The organism is Trinickia symbiotica, from assembly GCF_003028655.1.
GTDB lineage: Bacteria > Pseudomonadota > Gammaproteobacteria > Burkholderiales > Burkholderiaceae > Trinickia > Trinickia symbiotica_A.
Map to the genome: position 1 here is coordinate 526,579 of NZ_PYUC01000002.1, position 16,995 is coordinate 543,573.

The 16,995-nt window shown below is 66.6% G+C and carries 17 protein-coding genes; 7 read left to right on the top strand and 10 right to left on the bottom strand.

Annotated elements, in window-relative coordinates; genetic code table 11:
* Positions 1-76: 76 nt before the first annotated feature.
* The 6 genes from C9I57_RS05835 to C9I57_RS05860 are packed head-to-tail and all read right to left on the bottom strand — an operon-like array spanning position 77 to position 5,716.
* On the bottom strand, positions 77-1,126 hold the full coding sequence (locus tag C9I57_RS05835) for a VWA domain-containing protein (RefSeq protein WP_107149666.1): 1,050 nt from the start codon (positions 1,124-1,126) through the stop codon (positions 77-79).
* On the bottom strand, positions 1,123-1,743 hold the full coding sequence (locus C9I57_RS05840) for a hypothetical protein (RefSeq protein ID WP_107149667.1): 621 nt from the start codon (positions 1,741-1,743) through the stop codon (positions 1,123-1,125). The genes C9I57_RS05835 and C9I57_RS05840 overlap by 4 nt, the downstream gene beginning before the upstream one ends.
* A complete protein-coding gene (locus tag C9I57_RS05845) occupies positions 1,740-2,723 on the bottom strand; it encodes a vWA domain-containing protein (RefSeq protein ID WP_107149668.1) in 984 nt (327 codons plus the stop codon). The genes C9I57_RS05840 and C9I57_RS05845 overlap by 4 nt, the downstream gene beginning before the upstream one ends.
* Positions 2,720-3,781 carry a calcium incorporation protein MxaA gene (locus C9I57_RS05850; protein WP_258187519.1) on the bottom strand — a complete coding sequence of 354 codons (1,062 nt, stop codon included), beginning with the start codon at positions 3,779-3,781 and terminating at the stop codon, positions 2,720-2,722. Before C9I57_RS05850 ends, C9I57_RS05845 begins: the two co-directional genes overlap by 4 nt.
* Positions 3,778-4,668, bottom strand: a complete 891-nt coding sequence (locus C9I57_RS05855) for a DUF58 domain-containing protein (protein WP_107149669.1) — start codon at positions 4,666-4,668, stop codon at positions 3,778-3,780. Before C9I57_RS05855 ends, C9I57_RS05850 begins: the two co-directional genes overlap by 4 nt.
* A gap of 28 nt (positions 4,669-4,696) precedes the next feature.
* Positions 4,697-5,716 carry an AAA family ATPase gene (locus tag C9I57_RS05860; protein ID WP_107149670.1) on the bottom strand — a complete coding sequence of 340 codons (1,020 nt, stop codon included), beginning with the start codon at positions 5,714-5,716 and terminating at the stop codon, positions 4,697-4,699.
* Positions 5,717-6,429: 713 nt separating this feature from the next.
* Between C9I57_RS05860 and C9I57_RS05865 the strand changes: the two genes are divergently transcribed.
* Together C9I57_RS05865 and C9I57_RS05870 are read left to right on the top strand one after the other, a co-directional pair.
* Positions 6,430-7,347: an aldose epimerase family protein gene (locus C9I57_RS05865; protein ID WP_107149671.1), complete on the top strand. Its 918-nt coding sequence runs from the start codon at positions 6,430-6,432 to the stop codon at positions 7,345-7,347.
* A 222-nt stretch (positions 7,348-7,569) separates the two neighbouring features.
* Positions 7,570-8,304 (top strand): peptidoglycan DD-metalloendopeptidase family protein, encoded by a 735-nt coding sequence (locus C9I57_RS05870; RefSeq protein ID WP_181321733.1) that lies wholly within the window; start codon positions 7,570-7,572, stop codon positions 8,302-8,304.
* Between the two features lie 94 nt (positions 8,305-8,398).
* On the opposite strand, the gene fae is transcribed toward C9I57_RS05870, so the two are convergent.
* The 3 genes from fae to C9I57_RS05885 all read right to left on the bottom strand — a co-directional run bounded on the left by fae (position 8,399) and on the right by C9I57_RS05885 (position 10,527).
* A complete protein-coding gene (fae, locus tag C9I57_RS05875) occupies positions 8,399-8,932 on the bottom strand; it encodes a formaldehyde-activating enzyme (RefSeq protein WP_107149673.1) in 534 nt (177 codons plus the stop codon).
* Between the two features lie 707 nt (positions 8,933-9,639).
* Positions 9,640-10,170, bottom strand: a complete 531-nt coding sequence (locus C9I57_RS05880; protein WP_107149674.1) for a cytochrome b — start codon at positions 10,168-10,170, stop codon at positions 9,640-9,642.
* Between the two features lie 174 nt (positions 10,171-10,344).
* Entirely contained in the window at positions 10,345-10,527 is a 183-nt protein-coding gene (locus C9I57_RS05885) for a hypothetical protein (protein ID WP_181321734.1), read from the bottom strand.
* A 252-nt stretch (positions 10,528-10,779) separates the two neighbouring features.
* Between C9I57_RS05885 and C9I57_RS32645 the strand changes: the two genes are divergently transcribed.
* A complete protein-coding gene (locus C9I57_RS32645) occupies positions 10,780-10,950 on the top strand; it encodes a hypothetical protein (protein WP_181321735.1) in 171 nt (56 codons plus the stop codon).
* Positions 10,951-10,980: 30 nt separating this feature from the next.
* Here the strand turns inward: C9I57_RS32645 and C9I57_RS05895 are convergent, their stop codons facing one another.
* Entirely contained in the window at positions 10,981-11,919 is a 939-nt protein-coding gene (locus tag C9I57_RS05895) for a LysR family transcriptional regulator (RefSeq protein ID WP_107149676.1), read from the bottom strand.
* Between the two features lie 161 nt (positions 11,920-12,080).
* Here C9I57_RS05895 and C9I57_RS05900 point away from each other — a divergent pair, with 161 nt between their 5' ends.
* Genes C9I57_RS05900 through C9I57_RS05915 form a run of 4 tightly spaced genes read left to right on the top strand, consistent with a single transcriptional unit; the run spans position 12,081 to position 16,991 of the window.
* Entirely contained in the window at positions 12,081-13,661 is a 1,581-nt protein-coding gene (locus C9I57_RS05900) for an efflux transporter outer membrane subunit (protein WP_258187520.1), read from the top strand.
* 16 nt (positions 13,662-13,677) lie between these two features.
* Positions 13,678-15,900 (top strand): FUSC family protein, encoded by a 2,223-nt coding sequence (locus C9I57_RS05905; protein ID WP_107149677.1) that lies wholly within the window; start codon positions 13,678-13,680, stop codon positions 15,898-15,900.
* Entirely contained in the window at positions 15,890-16,090 is a 201-nt protein-coding gene (locus tag C9I57_RS05910; protein WP_018438937.1) for a DUF1656 domain-containing protein, read from the top strand. Before C9I57_RS05905 ends, C9I57_RS05910 begins: the two co-directional genes overlap by 11 nt.
* Positions 16,091-16,130: 40 nt before the next feature.
* Positions 16,131-16,991: an efflux RND transporter periplasmic adaptor subunit gene (locus C9I57_RS05915; protein WP_107149678.1), complete on the top strand. Its 861-nt coding sequence runs from the start codon at positions 16,131-16,133 to the stop codon at positions 16,989-16,991.
* Positions 16,992-16,995 lie beyond the last annotated feature (4 nt).

Consider the following 16,995-nt stretch of genomic DNA (forward strand, 5'->3'; position numbering starts at 1 on the left):
TCTCCTTTCTATTCGGAGCGGCGCGGGAGGTGCGCCGCCACGCGGGCTACTAGTGCCCCCGTCCCGGGACAGGACACTACGCCCCATCGATTTCGGAATGGGATGCGACAAAGCTTAGCCCATCGCGAACCTGCCCGGCCGCGGACGGCCCGGGAGTATTTCCCGAATCGAGCGCGGCGGCGCGGCGCCGCCTCAGTCCGCCGCTGTACCGCCAGGCCAGCAGCAGCAACGCGGCGAGCGCCGGCACCCAGCGCACGTCGGTCGGCACGCGCGTGCGGTGAGCGAAGCGCGCGTCGCGCAACGCCGCGGCAAGCGAGCCGGCATCGACGAGCCGACGATAGCCGAAGCCGATGCGCTCGGCGAGCGCCGACAGATACTCGCCGCGCAGCTCGGAGAGCTCTTCGTGGCTTTCGGCCGTCGCGGGAGACGCATCCGAACCGCTCGACGACGAGGCGGGAGCCCCCGGCGCGGGAGCCACCTGGATCACTTCGGACGCACTCCAGTAGCCAATTCGATTGCCGTTCGCGTCAGTCCTCGGGATCGGAGCGGGCTGATCCCCGCCGACACCGATGAGCCAGCCCGTCACGCCGGGCAAAGCAATGTCGGGCGACGGCGCGTTCGATGGGATGATCGGCGGCGCCTCCTGTCCATCCGTGATGAAGACGACGTCCACATTGCGGCCGACGGTGCGCGCGACTCGCACGGCCGAGTAGACGCCACCCTCGGCGATACGGCTCCAGTTGGTCCAGCGCATGCGTCCGTCGATGGCGTCGAGCGAGGCAAGCAGTGCGTCATAGCTGCGGCAAACCTCGATCGGCGGCACCAGCAACAACGTATTTTGTCCCGTGAAGACGCTCCAGCCGACTTTCGATCCACACGGCAGCGTCCCAAGCGCCTCGCGCATGGCGGACTTCGCGAAAGCGAGCCGGCTGAGCGGTGCACCGGCGACGCTGACGTCCTCGGTATACATGCTCTGCGTGATATCGAACGTCACAATGTAGTCGAAGGTGTCGCGCGGCAGCTCGACACGCGGGAACGCCAGTGCGAGCGCGAGCAGCGCGAACGCGCCGGCCACCGCCCAGTTGCGGCCCCCGAGCAGTGCGCATGCGAGCCCGCCCGGCTTCACGGCAGATCCTCGCTTTGCGCGCCGCGCAGTCGGACGCCATGCTTCGTGACCGCCTTCGAGGCATCCATGTCTTCCTGCGTCTCCGGCGCAAGCCGCAGCGCGCGCTCGAGATTGTAGCGGGCATCCCAGTCGTCGGGCGCCACACGCAGCAGCGCGCGGTAACGCGCTTTCGCCTGCTCGATCATCGGCAGCGAGCGAACCGCATCGGCCGTCTCGCCCGCCCCCTCGCGCAGGTACAGGTTGCCGAGATCGAAAAGGGCCGCGCGCCCGATCGCATCGCGCGGCCCGTCTTCGACGAGCGCCTCGAAGCGCCGCCCAGCGGCTGCATATTGTCCGGCCGCCGACAGCGCGATCGCCTGAGCGAGCTGGACCGCGCGCGGCGCGTGGTCGCCGGCTGGGGGATCACCCGCCGTATCGGACGCCAAAGCCGGCCCTTTCGCCGAGACCGCGGACACCACGGGCTCGTTGCGAACCGTCGGGCGCTTCGCGTTCGCAATCGCCCGCACTTCGTCATCGATGCGGCTCGCCGTGCCGAGCCGCACGGCGTCGTAACCCGCTAGCGCGACACAGACCGTCGCCACGGCGGCAAATGCGGTATGAACCGATATGCGTCTCAAGCCCAACTCCGTACTTGAACGATGCGCGAGGCGAGCAGGATCAGGCAGCATGCCAGCGCGACGGCGTAGCAAACGTCGCTGCGATCCTGCCGCGGCAAACGCTCGTCGAATGCGATCGGAAAGCTCTGTTGCCGGCCGATCTCGTTCATCGCCTCGGCCATCGCGCGGGGATCGCCGGCCTGATAGAGCCGATAAGGCGTCCTCAACGTCAGAAAGTAACGATGCAGCTGCGCCTCGGGCGAAGTGTCGCCGGCGCCGACCGCCGCGCCGAGCTCGGCGCTATAGATACTGCCGCGCAAATAGATGAAGTAGAGCGCAATCCGGTTGCGCGCCAACCCCTCGGCGATGAGCCGACGCTCGTCGGGCGATAGCTGCGCGCCGCCATCGGACACCATGACGATCGCACGATGTCCCGTCCACGGCAGACCGTCGAACTGGCGGATCGCCGCGAGCAACCCTCGTCCGAGCTGCGTATCGGGCATCCCGCGGCCGACTTGCGTGCCGTCGATCGCCGCGCGGATGATCGCGTGATCGAACGTGAACGGCACGGCAAGGATCGGAGCGATGCCGAACATCATGAATGCGAACCGGTCGTTCGGCCGTCCGTCGACGAACTCGCCGATCGCGATGCGCGCCACCTTGTTCTTGGAATCGCCCGTGGTATTGACGCCGCGGCTCGCCATCACGTCGTTCATGCTGCCGCTGCGGTCCATCAGTATCAGGATCTCGGCGCCGCGCCCGGTGCGCCGCGCTTCCAGATGCGAGCGACCCGGCCCCGCGAGCCCGACGACGATCGCGGCCATCGCCAGCGCCGCCGCGGCGCGCGCGACCCAGCCGAGCACGCGGCCCACGCGATCGGGCGGCAGCCAGGCCGACCATGAGAACGGCAGCGCTTCGTCGCGTCGCGGCAAGAGCGGCAGCAGTGCGAGCGGCAGCAGGCACAGCATCCATGGCGAGGCGAAATCGATGGGCGCGCTCATGGGTGTCGGCGCCTCTCGGCTAGAAACAGCGCGCGACTGAGCGCCACGAGCCCGCGCAAAGCGCCGTCGCGGGAGCCCCCGATACCGTCGCCGACGTCCCTGATATTGCTGATGTCGCTGATGTCACCGGTCGACCCTGCTTCGACATCGTGACCTGCATCGCTCGCCACGACAGGGTTCGCCTGCGCGTGCCCGCTTCGCCGCATCTCGTCCCCCGCCGCCACGGCGAAGAAACGCGCTTCCGACTGTCGATAGAACTGCTCGATGCGCGGCCGCAACGGCAGCAGCCATGGGGCGCGTAAAAATAGGATCGTCAGCGATCCCGCATGGACGACGCGCCCGGCCGTCTCGTTCAGTGCCCGGTGCAGTGCGCGCCAGGCGGCATCGCTCTCTTCCTCGCTCGGGCCGAGCCGCCGCATCTGCTGCCAGGCAACCGCGAACGGCAGTCGCGCGGCCTCGCGCCGATTACGCAGGATCCACCATACGGCCCATGCGACAAGCGTGGCTGCGAGCAATGCGAGCGTCACGGCGAGCCGGCGCTCGATTGGCGCGAGCGCCGCCGGCGGCGCCGCGCGATCGGGCTGCATCGTGCGCAACGCCGCGGCGTCGGTCGCGGCGTCCGGCACGAGCGGACCGACGCTCGACGGCCACTCCGGCACGTGCAGCACGTCGCCGGCGGCCGTCTTCAAGGCGAGCGCGGGCAGCGCGATCCGCGTGATGTCGCGCGGCGAATTGGTGACCTGATAGTCGACGATCATCCAGCGGCGCCCTTCGGCATCCGTCTCCAAGCGCGCGGCGCGGCGCTCGAGCCAGACGTCGACCCGGCCGGCCGACGGAAGCTCCACGCGGCCGAGATCGTGATCGCCGGCGGCCAGCAGAATCCGCTGCGTCAATACGTCGCCGATCGTGTGCCCGAACGCACGCGGTTCATCGACCTTCGCCTGCAGGTCCGCCGCGGCGACGGGGAGAGGCGTACCGGCAAGCGCGAGCGCGCAAGCAAGCGCAATCGCGGCTGCAAGACGAGGCATATCGAGCGGATATCGATCGCGCCGCATCATGCGCCTTGCTCCAGAAAATAGCGCGAGAGCTCGTCGGGATCGAAGTCGCCCACGAGGTAAAACGGCTTCATCGCATGCTTCGCGAAGACTTCGGCGAGCGCGCGCCGCCGCTGCGCGACGGCGTCCCGCCATTGGGCGCGCACGCGCTTCGAGAGCCACAGAGTGCGTTTCGCACCGGACTCCAGATCGCGGACCGTGAGCAGCGCGCCGTCGCCGGGCGGCGCGAGTTCCGACTCGTCCCAGACGACGATCGGCAGGACGCACGCATGCACGAGCATGTCGAGTGTCGCGGGCAGTGCGTCGAGCGGCCAATGGAAGTCCGAGACGATGAAGACGAGCCCCTGGCGGCCCGCGAGCTTCGAGACTGCGCGCGCGAGACCGCGCGCCCCATCGCCGCGTGCCCGTGCCGCGACGGCAGCCGGTTCCGCCTGCCGAGCCGCCGTGCCGCGCAACAGGGCGGCCATGGCCTCGCCGGCGCCGCGGCCGTAGCGGGCAGGCACGAAGAGATCGTCGCGTTCGTCGTCGTCGAACGCCGTCATGCCGACGCGATCGCCGCTGCGAAACGCGCTGAATCCGAGCGCCTCGACAAAGTCGGCGACGACGTCGAGCTTCGGCCGCGACCTCCCGAAGCACATCGAAGCCGACACATCGACGAGCACATGCACGGGCACGGCCACGCGCTGCAAATGAAGCCGCACGAGCCATTCACTGCGCACCGATTGCACGCTCGCGCGCAAATCGAGCCGGCGCGGATCCGGATAGTCCACGAGGCGCGCGTGCATCGCGAACTCCTGGCCAGGGCCGAAGCTCGTGCCCGGATGCGAGCCCGGTCGAACGCCGCTCGCGCGCACCGGCAACCGGTAGTGGAATTCGCGCGCTCCGTTCATCGTCCGCTCATCGAGGGTCCCACTTGCGTCATGGCGCGGCGACTCGGGCGACGATCTGCTCGATCAGCGCCAGCGCGAGCTCCTGGCGGCGAAATTCGTAAATCGGCGTGAAGAAGACGCGATGACCGAGTGCGGCGGCGAGCACGGCATGAATATCCTCGGGCGTGAGATGCGAGCGCCCGGCGAGCCAGGCGCTGACACGCGCCGCGCGCAAGAGCGCGCTCATGCCGCGCGGGCTTGCGCCCGCGAGGACCAGCCGATCCATCTCGACGCCCTCGAGCGCGATGCCGAAGCGCCGCGGATTCTCCGTCGCGTCCCAGATGTCGAGCACATAGCGCTCGATCGTCTCGCTCGCATGGATCGATTGCTGGATCGCGGCGCCGATCGCATTGAGCTCTTCCCAGGCGACAACGCCAGGCCGCACTTCGCCGATCAGCGCATCGGCATCGTGAAACGCCGTATCGAACACGAGGGCGCGGCGCACGGCGCTGTCGGCGGGCGTCGGCATGTTGAGCTCGAAGAGAAAGCGGTCGCGCGCGGCCGATGCGAGCTCGAACGTCTCTTCCTTTTCGACCTTGTTGCGATCGGCGAACACCGTCATGTGCGGGAAGCGATATTCGCGGTCGAATGCCGAGACCGAGCGCTCGGCCATTGCCCGCAGCAGCAGCGACTGGACTTGCGGGCGCGCGCGGTTGATTTCGTTGAAGAAGAACGTGGTGAGCCGCTCACCGTGACGCAAAAGCGGTCCCGGGTCGATGCGCGGCTTGCCCTCGGCGTCGACGTAGGTGTGGTAGACGAGATCACCCGGCATGAGGTCGATGGTGCCCTCGACGCGCTCGAACTCGCCGCCCACGGCACGCGCGAACGCACGCAGCACCGTCGTCTTGCCGACACCGACGCCGCCTTCGAGCAGCACGTGGCCGCGTGCGAAAAGCGCCACGTTGATGAGGCGGATCGTCTGCTGCTGCCCGATCACGACCTTGCCGACTTCGTCTTCGAGGCGCAATGCGTTGCCGCGCCAATCTTGCAGCTTCTCGCCCAATGCCATCGATCGGTCTCCTCGTCGGCCGCCCGCCGAGCTTCTCACGCGCTAAGCAGGCTTCATGCCGAGCGGGTACGGCGACGCAACGCGCCGCAATGCGGATCATCGGTGAGGACAGACGGGCACGCCCCGGCACGCGGCGAATCGATCGCTCATGCACGGCGAAGGCGGGCAGGCCGAGCGCCGTCAATTGTCACGGGCGCGCAGGACAGACTGTCACCGAAATCGCGCGAATTGGCCTATCGAGCAACGCTCGGGACGGGGCGGCTCGGCGCGAACCGAAAGGAAACGAAAGAACCGAGAAAGAGACGCGACTCGAGCGCGCCTGTCGATCGCAGCGCCGACCGGGAAGTCAAGGGGCTCGCCGGCGAGAGACCAGGCGACCCGCGACCCAGGATATTACCGGCCCAGCCGATAAAAGAAGAGCACCGTGCTGCCGGCGAACATGCCGAACAACGCGAGCCCCATTGCCATTGCCAGATCCATGCATCTCCCCTGACGAGGCGCGGCCCTTGCGGACGCGTGAACGAGAAAAGCGGCCCGGCGAACAGACAGCGGGCGCGAAGGCGCATTATCGGCGAGTCCGCGCCGCGGGCAAAACCCACGATTTCCCCACCAAGGGTTTTTCCGGAGCCCAACCTCGCGCACAATCACGGTTTCGGCCCGGGCGTCCGGCGCTCGGCCGAAGCGAGCAATCACCCATTTCGCGCGAGAACCGCATGACACTCTTTCAACAGCACGACATCGTGGAACTGGTAGACGGCGACTCGCTGCTGCGCGTCGCTCCGCAATTCGGCGGCCGCCTCCTCTCGTGGACGATCGGCGACGAGCCCATCGTCTTCTGGCCCGACGAAGCCGACTGGACCCAGCTCGCGCGCGTGCGCGGCGGCAATCCGCTGCTCTTTCCGTTTCTGGCGCGTCACCGCGTCGACGGCCGCATCGGCGAGTGGCGCGACAGGGCGGGCGTGGTCCGCGCGCTGCCGATGCACGGCTTCGCCCGCGACCTGCCGTTCTCGCCGGCGCTCGACGCCGACGGCCGCGGGATCCGCATGACGCTCGCCGACACCGACGAAACGCGCAAGCAATACCCGTTCGGCTTTCGCTTCGAAGCGGAGTACCGGCTCGTCGATGCCTGCACTCTCGACGTCACGCTGACGACCGCGAATATGGGCGATGCGCCGCTCCCCTACTACGCGGGCCACCATTTCTATTTCGCCGTGCCGCACACGCTGCGCGGCGAAACGACGCTCGAGCTGCCACCGACCGAGCGGCGCCGCCAGCTCGAAGACGGGTCGATCAGCGCGCCCGAGGCGGGCGAGCCGCGCTATACGCTCGACGAAGCGCGCATCCACGACCGCTTTCATTGTCTGCAAGACGTTCCCGAGCAACCGGTGCGGCTCACCTGCGCGCCGCTCGGCAAGCGAATCGAGATCGACCTGAACCGGCCAGGCTCGGTGCCTTGGTACGCCGTGACAAGCTGGACGGAGAACGAGCGTTCCGACTTCTACTGCGTGGAGCCGTGGCTCGGGCTGCCCGACGCCATCCACAACGGATTCGGCCTGCGCTGGCTCGCGCCCGGTGAGCACGAACAGGCGGCGCTCAGAATCCGCGTCTCGCTGACGGCTGCGAAGCCTTGAGCGTCGCTTTTTGACCGGCGGCATTCGGCGGTTCAATCGATTGAAAACCGAGCGCGCCCGCTCGAGCCGCCCGTCCGCGCTCGGCAAATTTCGGCCCGAAACGGCGGCGGCACGCTCGCACCCGCTAAAATCAGACGTTTTTCTCGCGCGGCGCCCTTCCGGGCTTGCGCGCGCGAAGCGAAACCTAAGCAATCGTGGAAGTCGAAGTCCAAGCGAGGTTCAATGCTGAGAACAACAATGAAGCGGCTCGCCTGCCTGCCGCTTGCGGCCGTGCTCGCCGCATGTGGCACGGCGCCTGTCGAACCGGGGTACTACCGCGTCGAGCGCGGCGATACCGTGACGCAAATCGCGCGTGAGCATCGCCAGTCGGTCCAGAGCATCGTCCGTTGGAACAACCTGTCGAATCCGAACGCCATCGAAGTCGGCCAGGTTTTGCGCGTCGAGCCGCCCGGCAACGTCGCGTCGACGAGCTCGAACGGGCCGCGCTCGTCCGCCGAAGCGACGCCGCGCGGCACGACGTCCAACGCCGGCGCGGCAAACCGCGACGCGGCGCGCGCCGCGTTCGGGTCAGTGCCGGCGGCACCAGCCAATGCGATCAAGCTCATTTGGCCGGCGCAAGGCACGACCGTGCGCGGCTTCGACGGCGGCAGCTCGAAGGGAATCGACATCGCGAACTCGGCGGGCACGTCCGTCGTCGCGGCGGCGCCGGGTACCGTCGTCTATGCGGGCGACGGCCTGCGCGGCTACGGCAACCTAGTCATCGTCAAGCACAATGCCGACTTCCTCACGGCCTATGCGCACAACCGGAAGCTGCTCGTCAAGGAAGGACAAGCGGTCGCGCAGGGCCAGCAGATCGCGGAAATGGGCGATACCGACAACGATCGCGTCGCGCTGCACTTCGAGCTGCGCTACAAGGGACAGTCGATCGATCCGGCGCGCTATCTGCCCGCTCGTTGAGGGCTAGGCCCTCGGGGCCGGCGCGATTCGGACAACAGGCGCCGCTTGCTACGGGCAACCTACGCAAGCGGCCTGCGGCGTTCGCCGCCGCCGATCAACTCCAATCATCCATATCGTGCTTGATGGTATGGCGGTTGGCGATCAGCGTGTCGACGCTCGGTTCGTGGTTCATCGCACGTTGGATCGCGAGTTTCGTCGCCTCGTAATTCGTGCGGTACATGTCCTTCTTGTCGAGATCCGGGTCCGTCACGCATCGCGGATCGATCCATACGAGGCTGATGATGCAGAGCTCGTTCGCCAGATCCTTCGGCAGGATGCCTTCGATCAGACAATCGACGACGGCATCCGCGGTAGCGGACTGCACCACGCCGCCGAAAAGGTCGATGGTCGCCATATCCTTTAGCGTGACCTTCGGAACAATCATGGTGGCGGGCCGTACCATTTGATTGCACGCGCGGATCGCGAACATCGCCGTGTGCCCTTTGCTTTGCGCCATCATGCTCGCGAACGCATGGCCGACCGGGCCGTCGACGCGGCCGATCAATATCTCCGGCATCGCATCGGTCGCCTGGCCCTCGGCGGCCAGTACGGTCGCCTCGCCGGCGCGAAAGGTCAAATCGACTGCCATGGGGAAATCTCCTTCGAAAGTGTGGGGGATGGGTTGGGTTGCTCGAAGGGACGGCAAGAAGCAAGGAAAATGCCGGGCGCCTAACGGTGGGACGCCGCGCTCGGAATGCCGCGCGGGGATGGGAACATTGGCTGAGACGAGCGGTTGGCGCCCCGTCCCGTCGAGCGCTTTCGCGGGCGCGCCATTGCGCAAAGTGTCAGCGTTTCGTTACACCTTGGCGCAGCGCACAAAAAAAAGCCCGGCGAGGCCGGGCCAACGGGGGTTCGGCGCATTAAGGCAAAGGACCGGTTCGCCATGCGCCGATTAGGAATTTAGCCGCTTCCCTCGGAATCGACAATCGATTAATTCGTCTTTCGAACCTAATGGCCGGCCGAGACGAAGTAATGTCAGAGACTCATGGAGGAAAGCGCACATAACGGCCAACTGAGTCGAATGCAGTTTCGCATCGGCGCTCGGCCTTGTCTGTTGGGGCAGACACACGGTCGCGCGAGCCGTAGCTATCGTTATTCTCCCGATTTTCAGATTTATTGCCGGCTATTCTTCTGGATTTACCGATTTATTTTGTCAGCGCAGTCCGCGAGTACTTCCTCGCGGAGCCGCTCTAAAAGACATTGCGTCCGGGCTGATTTCAAACACCCGAGGATTGGATCGGGGAATTCCCACATGTTGATTCGAATCCCCGATTGCGCCAAAGACGGGGCATGCGCTCACGCCATCCGGCGCAACACGCCATCGCGCAGGAAGAAGTGGTGGAAGAGCGCGGCGGCCACATGCAGCCCGACCAGTCCGAGCAGCGCCCATGCGACGACCTGATGAACATCGCCCATTTCGTGACCGAGGGCGGAACCCGTCGCCGATAGCGGCGGGAGCGGTATCGTGCCGAAGAGCGTCACGGACCAGCCGCGCGACGAAGCATTGATCCAGCCCAAGATCGGCTCGACGAACAAGAGCACGTAAAGCAGGATATGCGTCAGCCACGCCACTTGACGCATGAACGGCGTCGCTTCGATGACATCCGGCTCATGTCGCGTGAAGCGCCAGACGATGCGCACGATCATGATGGCGATGATGGCGGTCCCAAGCTCGAGATGCCAGGTAATGAGCCCGAGAGGCTGCGTGCCGCGATGAATCTCCGGCATCGTCCAGGCAACGATGTACTGAGCCACCAGCAGAACGACGATAAGCCAGTGCAGCAGGCGTGCGAAGGGATCGTATTTGGAAAGGGCGGCTGAGCTCATCGGTACGTACTCGGTGTCGTGGATCGGTCGGAGCAAAACGCGCCGATTTTAACGCACGGCATTCCTCCGACATCATGGCGCGGTGTTGCGATTCGTTACCGAGCACGCTGACCGAGGCGGCGCGGGCGAGCGGCTACGAAAAGAGAGCGGCCTCGAACCGCACCGGCACCTCTTTTATTGCGGTGGAGTCGCGCCCGGTGCACCGGGCGCATCGATCATCGCGGGCGGGCGTGTGTCCGTCGGCACGCCATGGTAATCGGGCGGATCCTGCGGTGCGCGATGGTGATGGATGGTTGCATCTCCACAGCCGGCCAGCAGGGAGACGGCGGCCGCGGCCGCCAGAGCGAATCGTTTCATGAAGATTCCGTGCAAAGGGGAACCGCGAGTCTAAACGAAATGCGCCCCACGCCGCCGTCAAGGCATCGCGTGAAAGGGCCGCTCTCGCGCAGAGATCGCAATGAGGCGCCGACGTCGTCCGTGTCGATCGAGCGTGGCGCTTTCGTGCTGATTCCTGTCGCCCGCCAAGCCCGCCCCGAGTGTCCTAATATGTATTCGTCGCCCGCGGTGGCGTGCATTTCGTCACCGGCAATGGCGGAAGGAGGAATTGCCATGGACGCTGAATCGATCGCCGGCCTGGTCGGACTCGCGGTGGGGCTGCTCGTGCTTTTCGCACTGACGGTCTTCGAGTCGCTCTCATACAAGCGTGAACACGGCGAGGGCTTCATCCATCACTGGCTCGCGGCCCATCACATGCTCGACTGGCACCGCACGAAGCACTGATCGCCCTTTTGTCTCGAACCCGCGGGTCGTCTAGACGCGCGTATGCCGACGCAATGCGGCCTCCTCGGCCGCGAGCGTCTCAGGGAGTTGCTCGCGCAGAAGATCGACCCACGTGCGGATCTTGGCATCGAGGTATTCGCGCGACGAATAGAGCGCGTGAATCGTCATCGGCTGCGACGTATACTCGGGCATGATCCAGACGAAATCGCCATTGGTGAGCCAGTTCATGGCCGTATAGGTCGGCAAGATGGCGATCCCCATCCCCTCGCGCACCGCGATCGCCATCGCATCGGCGCCGTTGACCTGGAACGGCGCCGGCGGCAGCGTGTAGGACTCGACACCCTGCGGTCCGTCGAAATTCCATTTGTCGAACACTGAGCCCGGCGTGACGAGCCGCAGGCAGACATGATTCGAAAGGTCGGCCGGCGTCTTGGGCACGCCGTGCCGCTCGAGGTAGGCCGGTGACGCGCACGCAATGCTGAACGCGCTGCCGAGCCGCTGCGAGACGAGCCCCGAGTCGGGCAGATGGTAGCCGAGCACCACGGAAACGTCGTAACCCTCATCGAGCAGATCCGGGATTCGCTGCGACAGCGTCAATTCGACCGAGACGTCGGGATACCGCTGCTGGTATCGGCCGACGGCGGGAACGATGTAATGACCGCCGAAACTCGCCATGGCGTGGATGCGCAGTCTGCCCGACGGGCGAGCATGCGCGTCGCCCGCTTCCGCCTCTGCCTCCTCGACATAGGCAAGGATCTGCTCGCACCGCTGCAAGTAGCGCTTGCCCGCTTCGGTCAATGCGATACGCCGTGTCGTCCGGTTCAAAAGTCGCGTGTGCAGATGCGCTTCCAGATCGGACACCGCGCGCGAGGCATAGGCCGTCGTCGTATTCAAGTGTTGTGCCGCCGCAGTGAAGCTTCCCGACTCGACGACACGCACGAAAACGCGCATGTTTTGCAGCGTGTCCATACTATCCCCTGTTGATCCCACGCAAGGCAGATTGTTGCACGATCAGCAATGCCGATTGTCTCAGTTACCGTAAAGATCCATTACACCGTTACGACTTATTCGACAATCAGCCGAAAAATATAATCGGCGGTAGTCGATATCGCCGCCCAAGGAGAACAGTCGTGCAGTCGCTCACCCGGAAACGAAGCGTCGTGCTCGCGTTTCTTGCACTGCCGATAATAATTGCCGGCTGTGCGAGCACTCACGGCATCGCGCCGCAATCGCGCCTTCCCGATCCGACTTCGTTCGATGTCGGCAATGCCATACGCGAGGCCGACGCGAGCGCGCACTGGCCCGCGAGCGATTGGTGGCGGGCATTCGGCGATCCACAATTGAACGCGCTCATCGAGACGGCGACCTCCGGCAGCCCCACACTCGCCGCAGCCTCGGCGCGCGTGCGCCAGGCCGCCGCACTCGCCGGCGTTTCCGAGGCCGCCGAATCGCCGCAACTGGAAGGCAGCCTGTCGGTCACGCGCGAGCATTGGCCCGACAACGTCTACTATGGCCCGGGCCCGCTCGCCAACGCCACTACCTGGAACAACGTGGGCGCGTTGCGCCTGACTTATCGCCTCGACTTCTGGGGGCAGGACAAGAACGACACCGAGCGCGCCCTGGATGTCGCCCGTCAGCGCGCGGCCGATGCGCGCGCCGCCCAGCTCGAGCTCGAAGTCAACGTCGTGCGCGCCTATGTCGATTTCGCCGAGCAGTATGAGCTGCTCGACATCGCGACCGATGTGTTCGCGCGCCAGAAGCAACTGGCCGATCTCGCCCGGAGGCGTCTCGCCGGCGGCATCGGCACGCAGCTCGATCTCTCGCAAGCGGAGGCGCCGCTGCCGGAGTACGAGCGCCAGATAGAAGCCCGGCGCGAAGCGATCGAGCTCGCCCGCAACCGGCTTGCCGCATTGCTCGGCAAGGGACCCGGGGCCGGTGCGGCACTCGCTCGCCCCACGCTCTCGCTTTCCGCCCCGGCCTCGTTGCCGTCCACGGTACCGGCCGAGCTGATCGGCCACCGGCCCGACGTCGTCGCGGCACGCTGGGCCGTGGCGGCGCAGGCGCGCGGGATCGATGTGGCGCACGCGGCTTTCTATCCGAATATCGATCTCGTCGCTTCGCTCGGCGGCTACGCGGTGGCGGGGCCGCTGTTCCAATTCCTGCATGCCGCCAACGGCGGCTGGACCGGCGGTCCGGCGCTCTCGCTGCCGATCTTCGACGGCGGCGCGCTGCGCGGCCGGCTCGGCGCGGCGACGGCCGGCTACGACGAAGCCGTCGCCCATTACGATCAGTCGGTGGTCGAAGCGCTGAAGGAAATCTCCGATGCGATCGTGACGCTGCGCTCGCTCGCCAAGCAGCAAAGCGACGCGGAACGCTCGGTGAATGCCGCGCAACGCAGCTACCAACTCTCGGCGCTCGGGTTCAAGCGTGGCCTCACCGACTACGTCAACGTCATCGTCGAAGAAACCCGCTGGCTCGACGCAAAGCAACGTGTCGCGCAAGTGCACGCCGATCGTCTCGCCGCCTATGCTTCTTTGATGAGCGCGCTCGGCGGCGGCCTCACCGTGCCCGCCGACGGCCCCGACGACACCGGCCTCGAACCGTCGCGCAAACTGTTAGGCGCGCATCGTTCCGCGGACGCGGCGACAAAGAACGCAACAGGCGGCGCCGCGCCAGCCGCGGCCAAGGCGGCCGCCGCCGGCGCGCATTGAACGGAGGGCACGGACGATGTCGGACACCGCAACGGCCAGCGCCGCCTCCTCGAACGCCACCGGCGTGCGCGCGGCGCTCGTCGACTGGTGGCGTACCGACGGCCTCACCTGGGTCTATCTGCTCAAAGCGCTCGCCGCCGCTTTTCTCGCGCTCGCGATCGCGATGCGGCTCGACCTGCCGCAGCCGCGCACGGCCATGACGACGGTCTTCATCGTCATGCAGCCGCAAAGCGGCGCCGTGCTCGCGAAGAGCTTCTACCGGATCGGCGGTACGCTCGTCGGTCTCGTCGCGACGCTCGTGCTCGTCGCGCTGTTCGCGCAGCATTCTGAGCTTTTCCTCGGCGCGCTCGCGCTCTGGACCGGCATCTGCACCGCCGGCGCGGCGCGCAATCGAAACTTCCGCTCGTACGGGTTCCTGCTGGCCGGCTATACGGCGGCGCTGATCGGCATTCCGGCCGCGCAGCAGCCCAACGGCGCGTTCATCTCGGCTATGACGCGCGTCTCGGAAGTCACGCTCGGCGTGCTCTGCGCCGGCTTCGTCAGCGCGCTCGTCATGCCGCAGCATGCGAGCGAGCAAATGCGCAGCGCCGTGCGCGCGCGATTCTCGCGATTCGTCGACTATGTCGCGGCCGTGCTCGCGAGGCGCATCGAGCCCGCTCATGTCGAACGCACCAACGCTCAGTTTCTGGCGGAGTTCGTCGGCTTCGAGGCGATGCGCAGCATCGCCGTCTTCGAAGGGCCTGAGACGCGCCTGCGCAGCAATCGTCTCGCCCGGCTCAACAGCGAGTTCATGACCGCGTCCACGCGGCTTCATGCGTTGCATCAGCTCATGAACCGCCTGCGCGCGCAAAAGGCGACCGAGACGACGGAAGCACTCGAACCGTATTTCGTGGAGTTGGGCACGCTCTTGCAAACGCCGGGAGAACCGGTGCTTTCGGCGGCCGACGCCTCGCGCGCGGCGCAAACGCTGCAAACCTACAAGGCGGAATTGCCGAGACGCGTGCGCCAAACGCGTACCGTGCTCATCGAAACGCGGCCCGATTGCGCGCTGCTCGACTTCGATACCGCGTCGGAACTGCTCTACCGGTTCGTCGACGACATGCATGCCTACACGCTCACCTATGCGTCGCTGGCCACCGCGACGCACGAGCGCGAGCGCTCGCCCGAACGCTACGAGCCGAAGACGAACGCGGTCGCGACCGCGATCGCGGGCGTACGCGGCGCGCTGCTGATGGCAGCATTGAGCGCGTTCTGGATCGCGACCGCCTGGCCGAACGGCGGGACGCTCGTCTTCGTCGCCGCGGCGACGGCCGCGCTCGCATCGTCGTCGCCGACACCTACACGGATGGCGACGCAGATGAGCATCGGCACGGTGCTGGCCGCCATCGTCGGCTTCGTCGTCGAGTTCGGCGTCTATCCGCATATCGACGGCTTGCCGATGCTCTGCGTCGCGCTGACGCCTCCGCTCGCATTCGGCGTCTTCCTGACGACGCGGCCGAAGATCGCCGGCATGGGCGCCGGCTATTGCATCTTTTTCTGTACGCTGGCCGGTCCCGACAACGTCATGCGCTACGATCCGTCCGGCTATGCCGACAGCGCGTTCGCGCTGGTGCTGTCGATGCTCGCCTGTGCGCTTGCGTTCGCGCTGATCGTGCCGCCTTCGACGCCGTGGCTGCGCGCGCATTTCATCGCCGATCTGCGACGCCAGGTGGTCCTCGCATGCCGCGCGCCGCTCGCGCGGGTCCGCGGACGGTTCGAAAGCCGCGCGCGCGATCTCGCGTTTCAGGCGCATGCGATCGAGCAGCAGACGAGCGAGGCGCCACGCGAGGCGCTCGCCTGGCTCGTCGTCGTGCTCGAGTTCGGCCATGCCGTCATCGACTTGCGTGGCGAGCTCGAGGCGTTGCCGCCCGATCCGCGCTATGCGGCCTCGATGCCGTGGCGCCGCGGCATTTCGAGGGCACGCGGTGCGCTCGTGACGCTCTTCGAGCGTCCGAGCGCGCGCAGCCTCGACGCCGCGCTCGCCGCGACCATCGACGCGATTGCCGCCGTGCAGCAGGCGCTGATCACATTCGAGCCGCCGCGCGACGAGCGCCACCGGCTGCAGCGCATCCTCAGCCATCTGCATTTCGTGCGCACGGCGCTCATCGACCCGCATTCGCCGCTCGCCGCTTTCGCGCCGGGCGCCCGTGAAGAGGTTGGCGCCCGCGCATCCGAGACCGGAGCTTCCCATGCCTCGTGACATTGCCCTGCTCGGCGCCTACATCCCCGCCATGGTGCCGCTATCGATCGCCGGCGCGGCGCTCACCTGGGCCATCGACCGGCTGCTCGGCGCGTTGGGCCTTTATCGCGTCGTCTGGCACCCGGCGCTTTTTCGCGCGAGCCTGCTCGTCATCGTCTGCGGGGCGCTCGGGCTCGCCGTCTACCGTTGACATCGACCTTCACCGATCGAGCCAATATTCGAGCTGAACCATGATACTGAGAAAACTCATAGGCTTTCTTGCGACGGCGATCATATTCGTCGCCGCGCTCGCGATCGGGCGCGCGCTCTGGATCCACTACATGGACGAACCTTGGACGCGCGACGGCCGCGTGCGTGCGCAGATCGTGACGATCGCGCCCGACGTCTCAGGGGCCGTCGTCGAGCTGCCCGTCGCCGACAATCAGCTCGTGACCAAGGGCCAGGTGTTGATGCGGATCGACCCGTCGCACTATCAAGTCGCCGTCGAGCAGGCCGAGGCCGCGGTCGCGGCGCGCAAGGCCGAATTGCAAATGCGCCGCGCCGAAGCGCAAAGGCGCGCCGACCTCGATAGTCTCGTCGTCTCGAAGGAAAGCCGCGAAAACGCGCTGCAAGCGTCGGCGAGCGCCGAGGCGCAATACCGCCAGGCGCTCGCCGCGCTCGACGCGGCCAAGCTCAATCTATCGCGCACGACGGTCGTCTCGCCCGTCGACGGCTACGTGACGAACCTCTCCGTCTATCGCGGCGACTATGCGACGGCAGGTACGCCGAAGCTCGCCATCGTCGACAGCCACTCGTTCTGGGTCTACGGCTACTTCGAGGAAACGCGGCTCGAGCGCGTCAAGATCGGCGACAAGGCCGAAATGCGGCTGATGAGCGGCGGCGTCCTGAAAGGTCACGTCGAAAGCATTTCGCGCGGCATCTACGATCGCGACAATCCGCAAAGCCGCGAGCTCGTCGCCGACGTGAATCCGACCTTCAACTGGGTTCGGCTCGCGCAGCGCGTGCCCGTGCGCATCCATATCGACGAAGTGCCGGACGGGCTCGTGCTCGCGGCGGGGACGACCTGCACGGTGGTCCTTTCGCCGCGCTAGCACC

What these genes read in the sequence shown, in the direction of transcription:
- C9I57_RS05905 (WP_107149677.1), top strand. Translation starts at nt 13,678, where the DNA reads ATGTCGGACACCGCAACGGCCAGCGCCGCCTCCTCGAACGCCACCGGC.
- C9I57_RS05870 (WP_181321733.1), top strand. Translation starts at nt 7,570, where the DNA reads ATGCTGAGAACAACAATGAAGCGGCTCGCCTGCCTGCCGCTTGCGGCC.
- fae (WP_107149673.1), bottom strand. Translation starts at nt 8,932, where the DNA reads ATGGCAGTCGATTTGACCTTTCGCGCCGGCGAGGCGACCGTACTGGCC.
- C9I57_RS05895 (WP_107149676.1), bottom strand. Translation starts at nt 11,919, where the DNA reads ATGGACACGCTGCAAAACATGCGCGTTTTCGTGCGTGTCGTCGAGTCG.
- C9I57_RS05910 (WP_018438937.1), top strand. Translation starts at nt 15,890, where the DNA reads ATGCCTCGTGACATTGCCCTGCTCGGCGCCTACATCCCCGCCATGGTG.
- C9I57_RS05850 (WP_258187519.1), bottom strand. Translation starts at nt 3,781, where the DNA reads ATGATGCGGCGCGATCGATATCCGCTCGATATGCCTCGTCTTGCAGCC.
- C9I57_RS32645 (WP_181321735.1), top strand. Translation starts at nt 10,780, where the DNA reads ATGGACGCTGAATCGATCGCCGGCCTGGTCGGACTCGCGGTGGGGCTG.
- C9I57_RS05845 (WP_107149668.1), bottom strand. Translation starts at nt 2,723, where the DNA reads ATGAGCGCGCCCATCGATTTCGCCTCGCCATGGATGCTGTGCCTGCTG.
- C9I57_RS05880 (WP_107149674.1), bottom strand. Translation starts at nt 10,170, where the DNA reads ATGAGCTCAGCCGCCCTTTCCAAATACGATCCCTTCGCACGCCTGCTG.
- C9I57_RS05915 (WP_107149678.1), top strand. Translation starts at nt 16,131, where the DNA reads ATGATACTGAGAAAACTCATAGGCTTTCTTGCGACGGCGATCATATTC.
- C9I57_RS05885 (WP_181321734.1), bottom strand. Translation starts at nt 10,527, where the DNA reads ATGAAACGATTCGCTCTGGCGGCCGCGGCCGCCGTCTCCCTGCTGGCC.
- C9I57_RS05865 (WP_107149671.1), top strand. Translation starts at nt 6,430, where the DNA reads ATGACACTCTTTCAACAGCACGACATCGTGGAACTGGTAGACGGCGAC.
- C9I57_RS05860 (WP_107149670.1), bottom strand. Translation starts at nt 5,716, where the DNA reads ATGGCATTGGGCGAGAAGCTGCAAGATTGGCGCGGCAACGCATTGCGC.
- C9I57_RS05855 (WP_107149669.1), bottom strand. Translation starts at nt 4,668, where the DNA reads ATGAACGGAGCGCGCGAATTCCACTACCGGTTGCCGGTGCGCGCGAGC.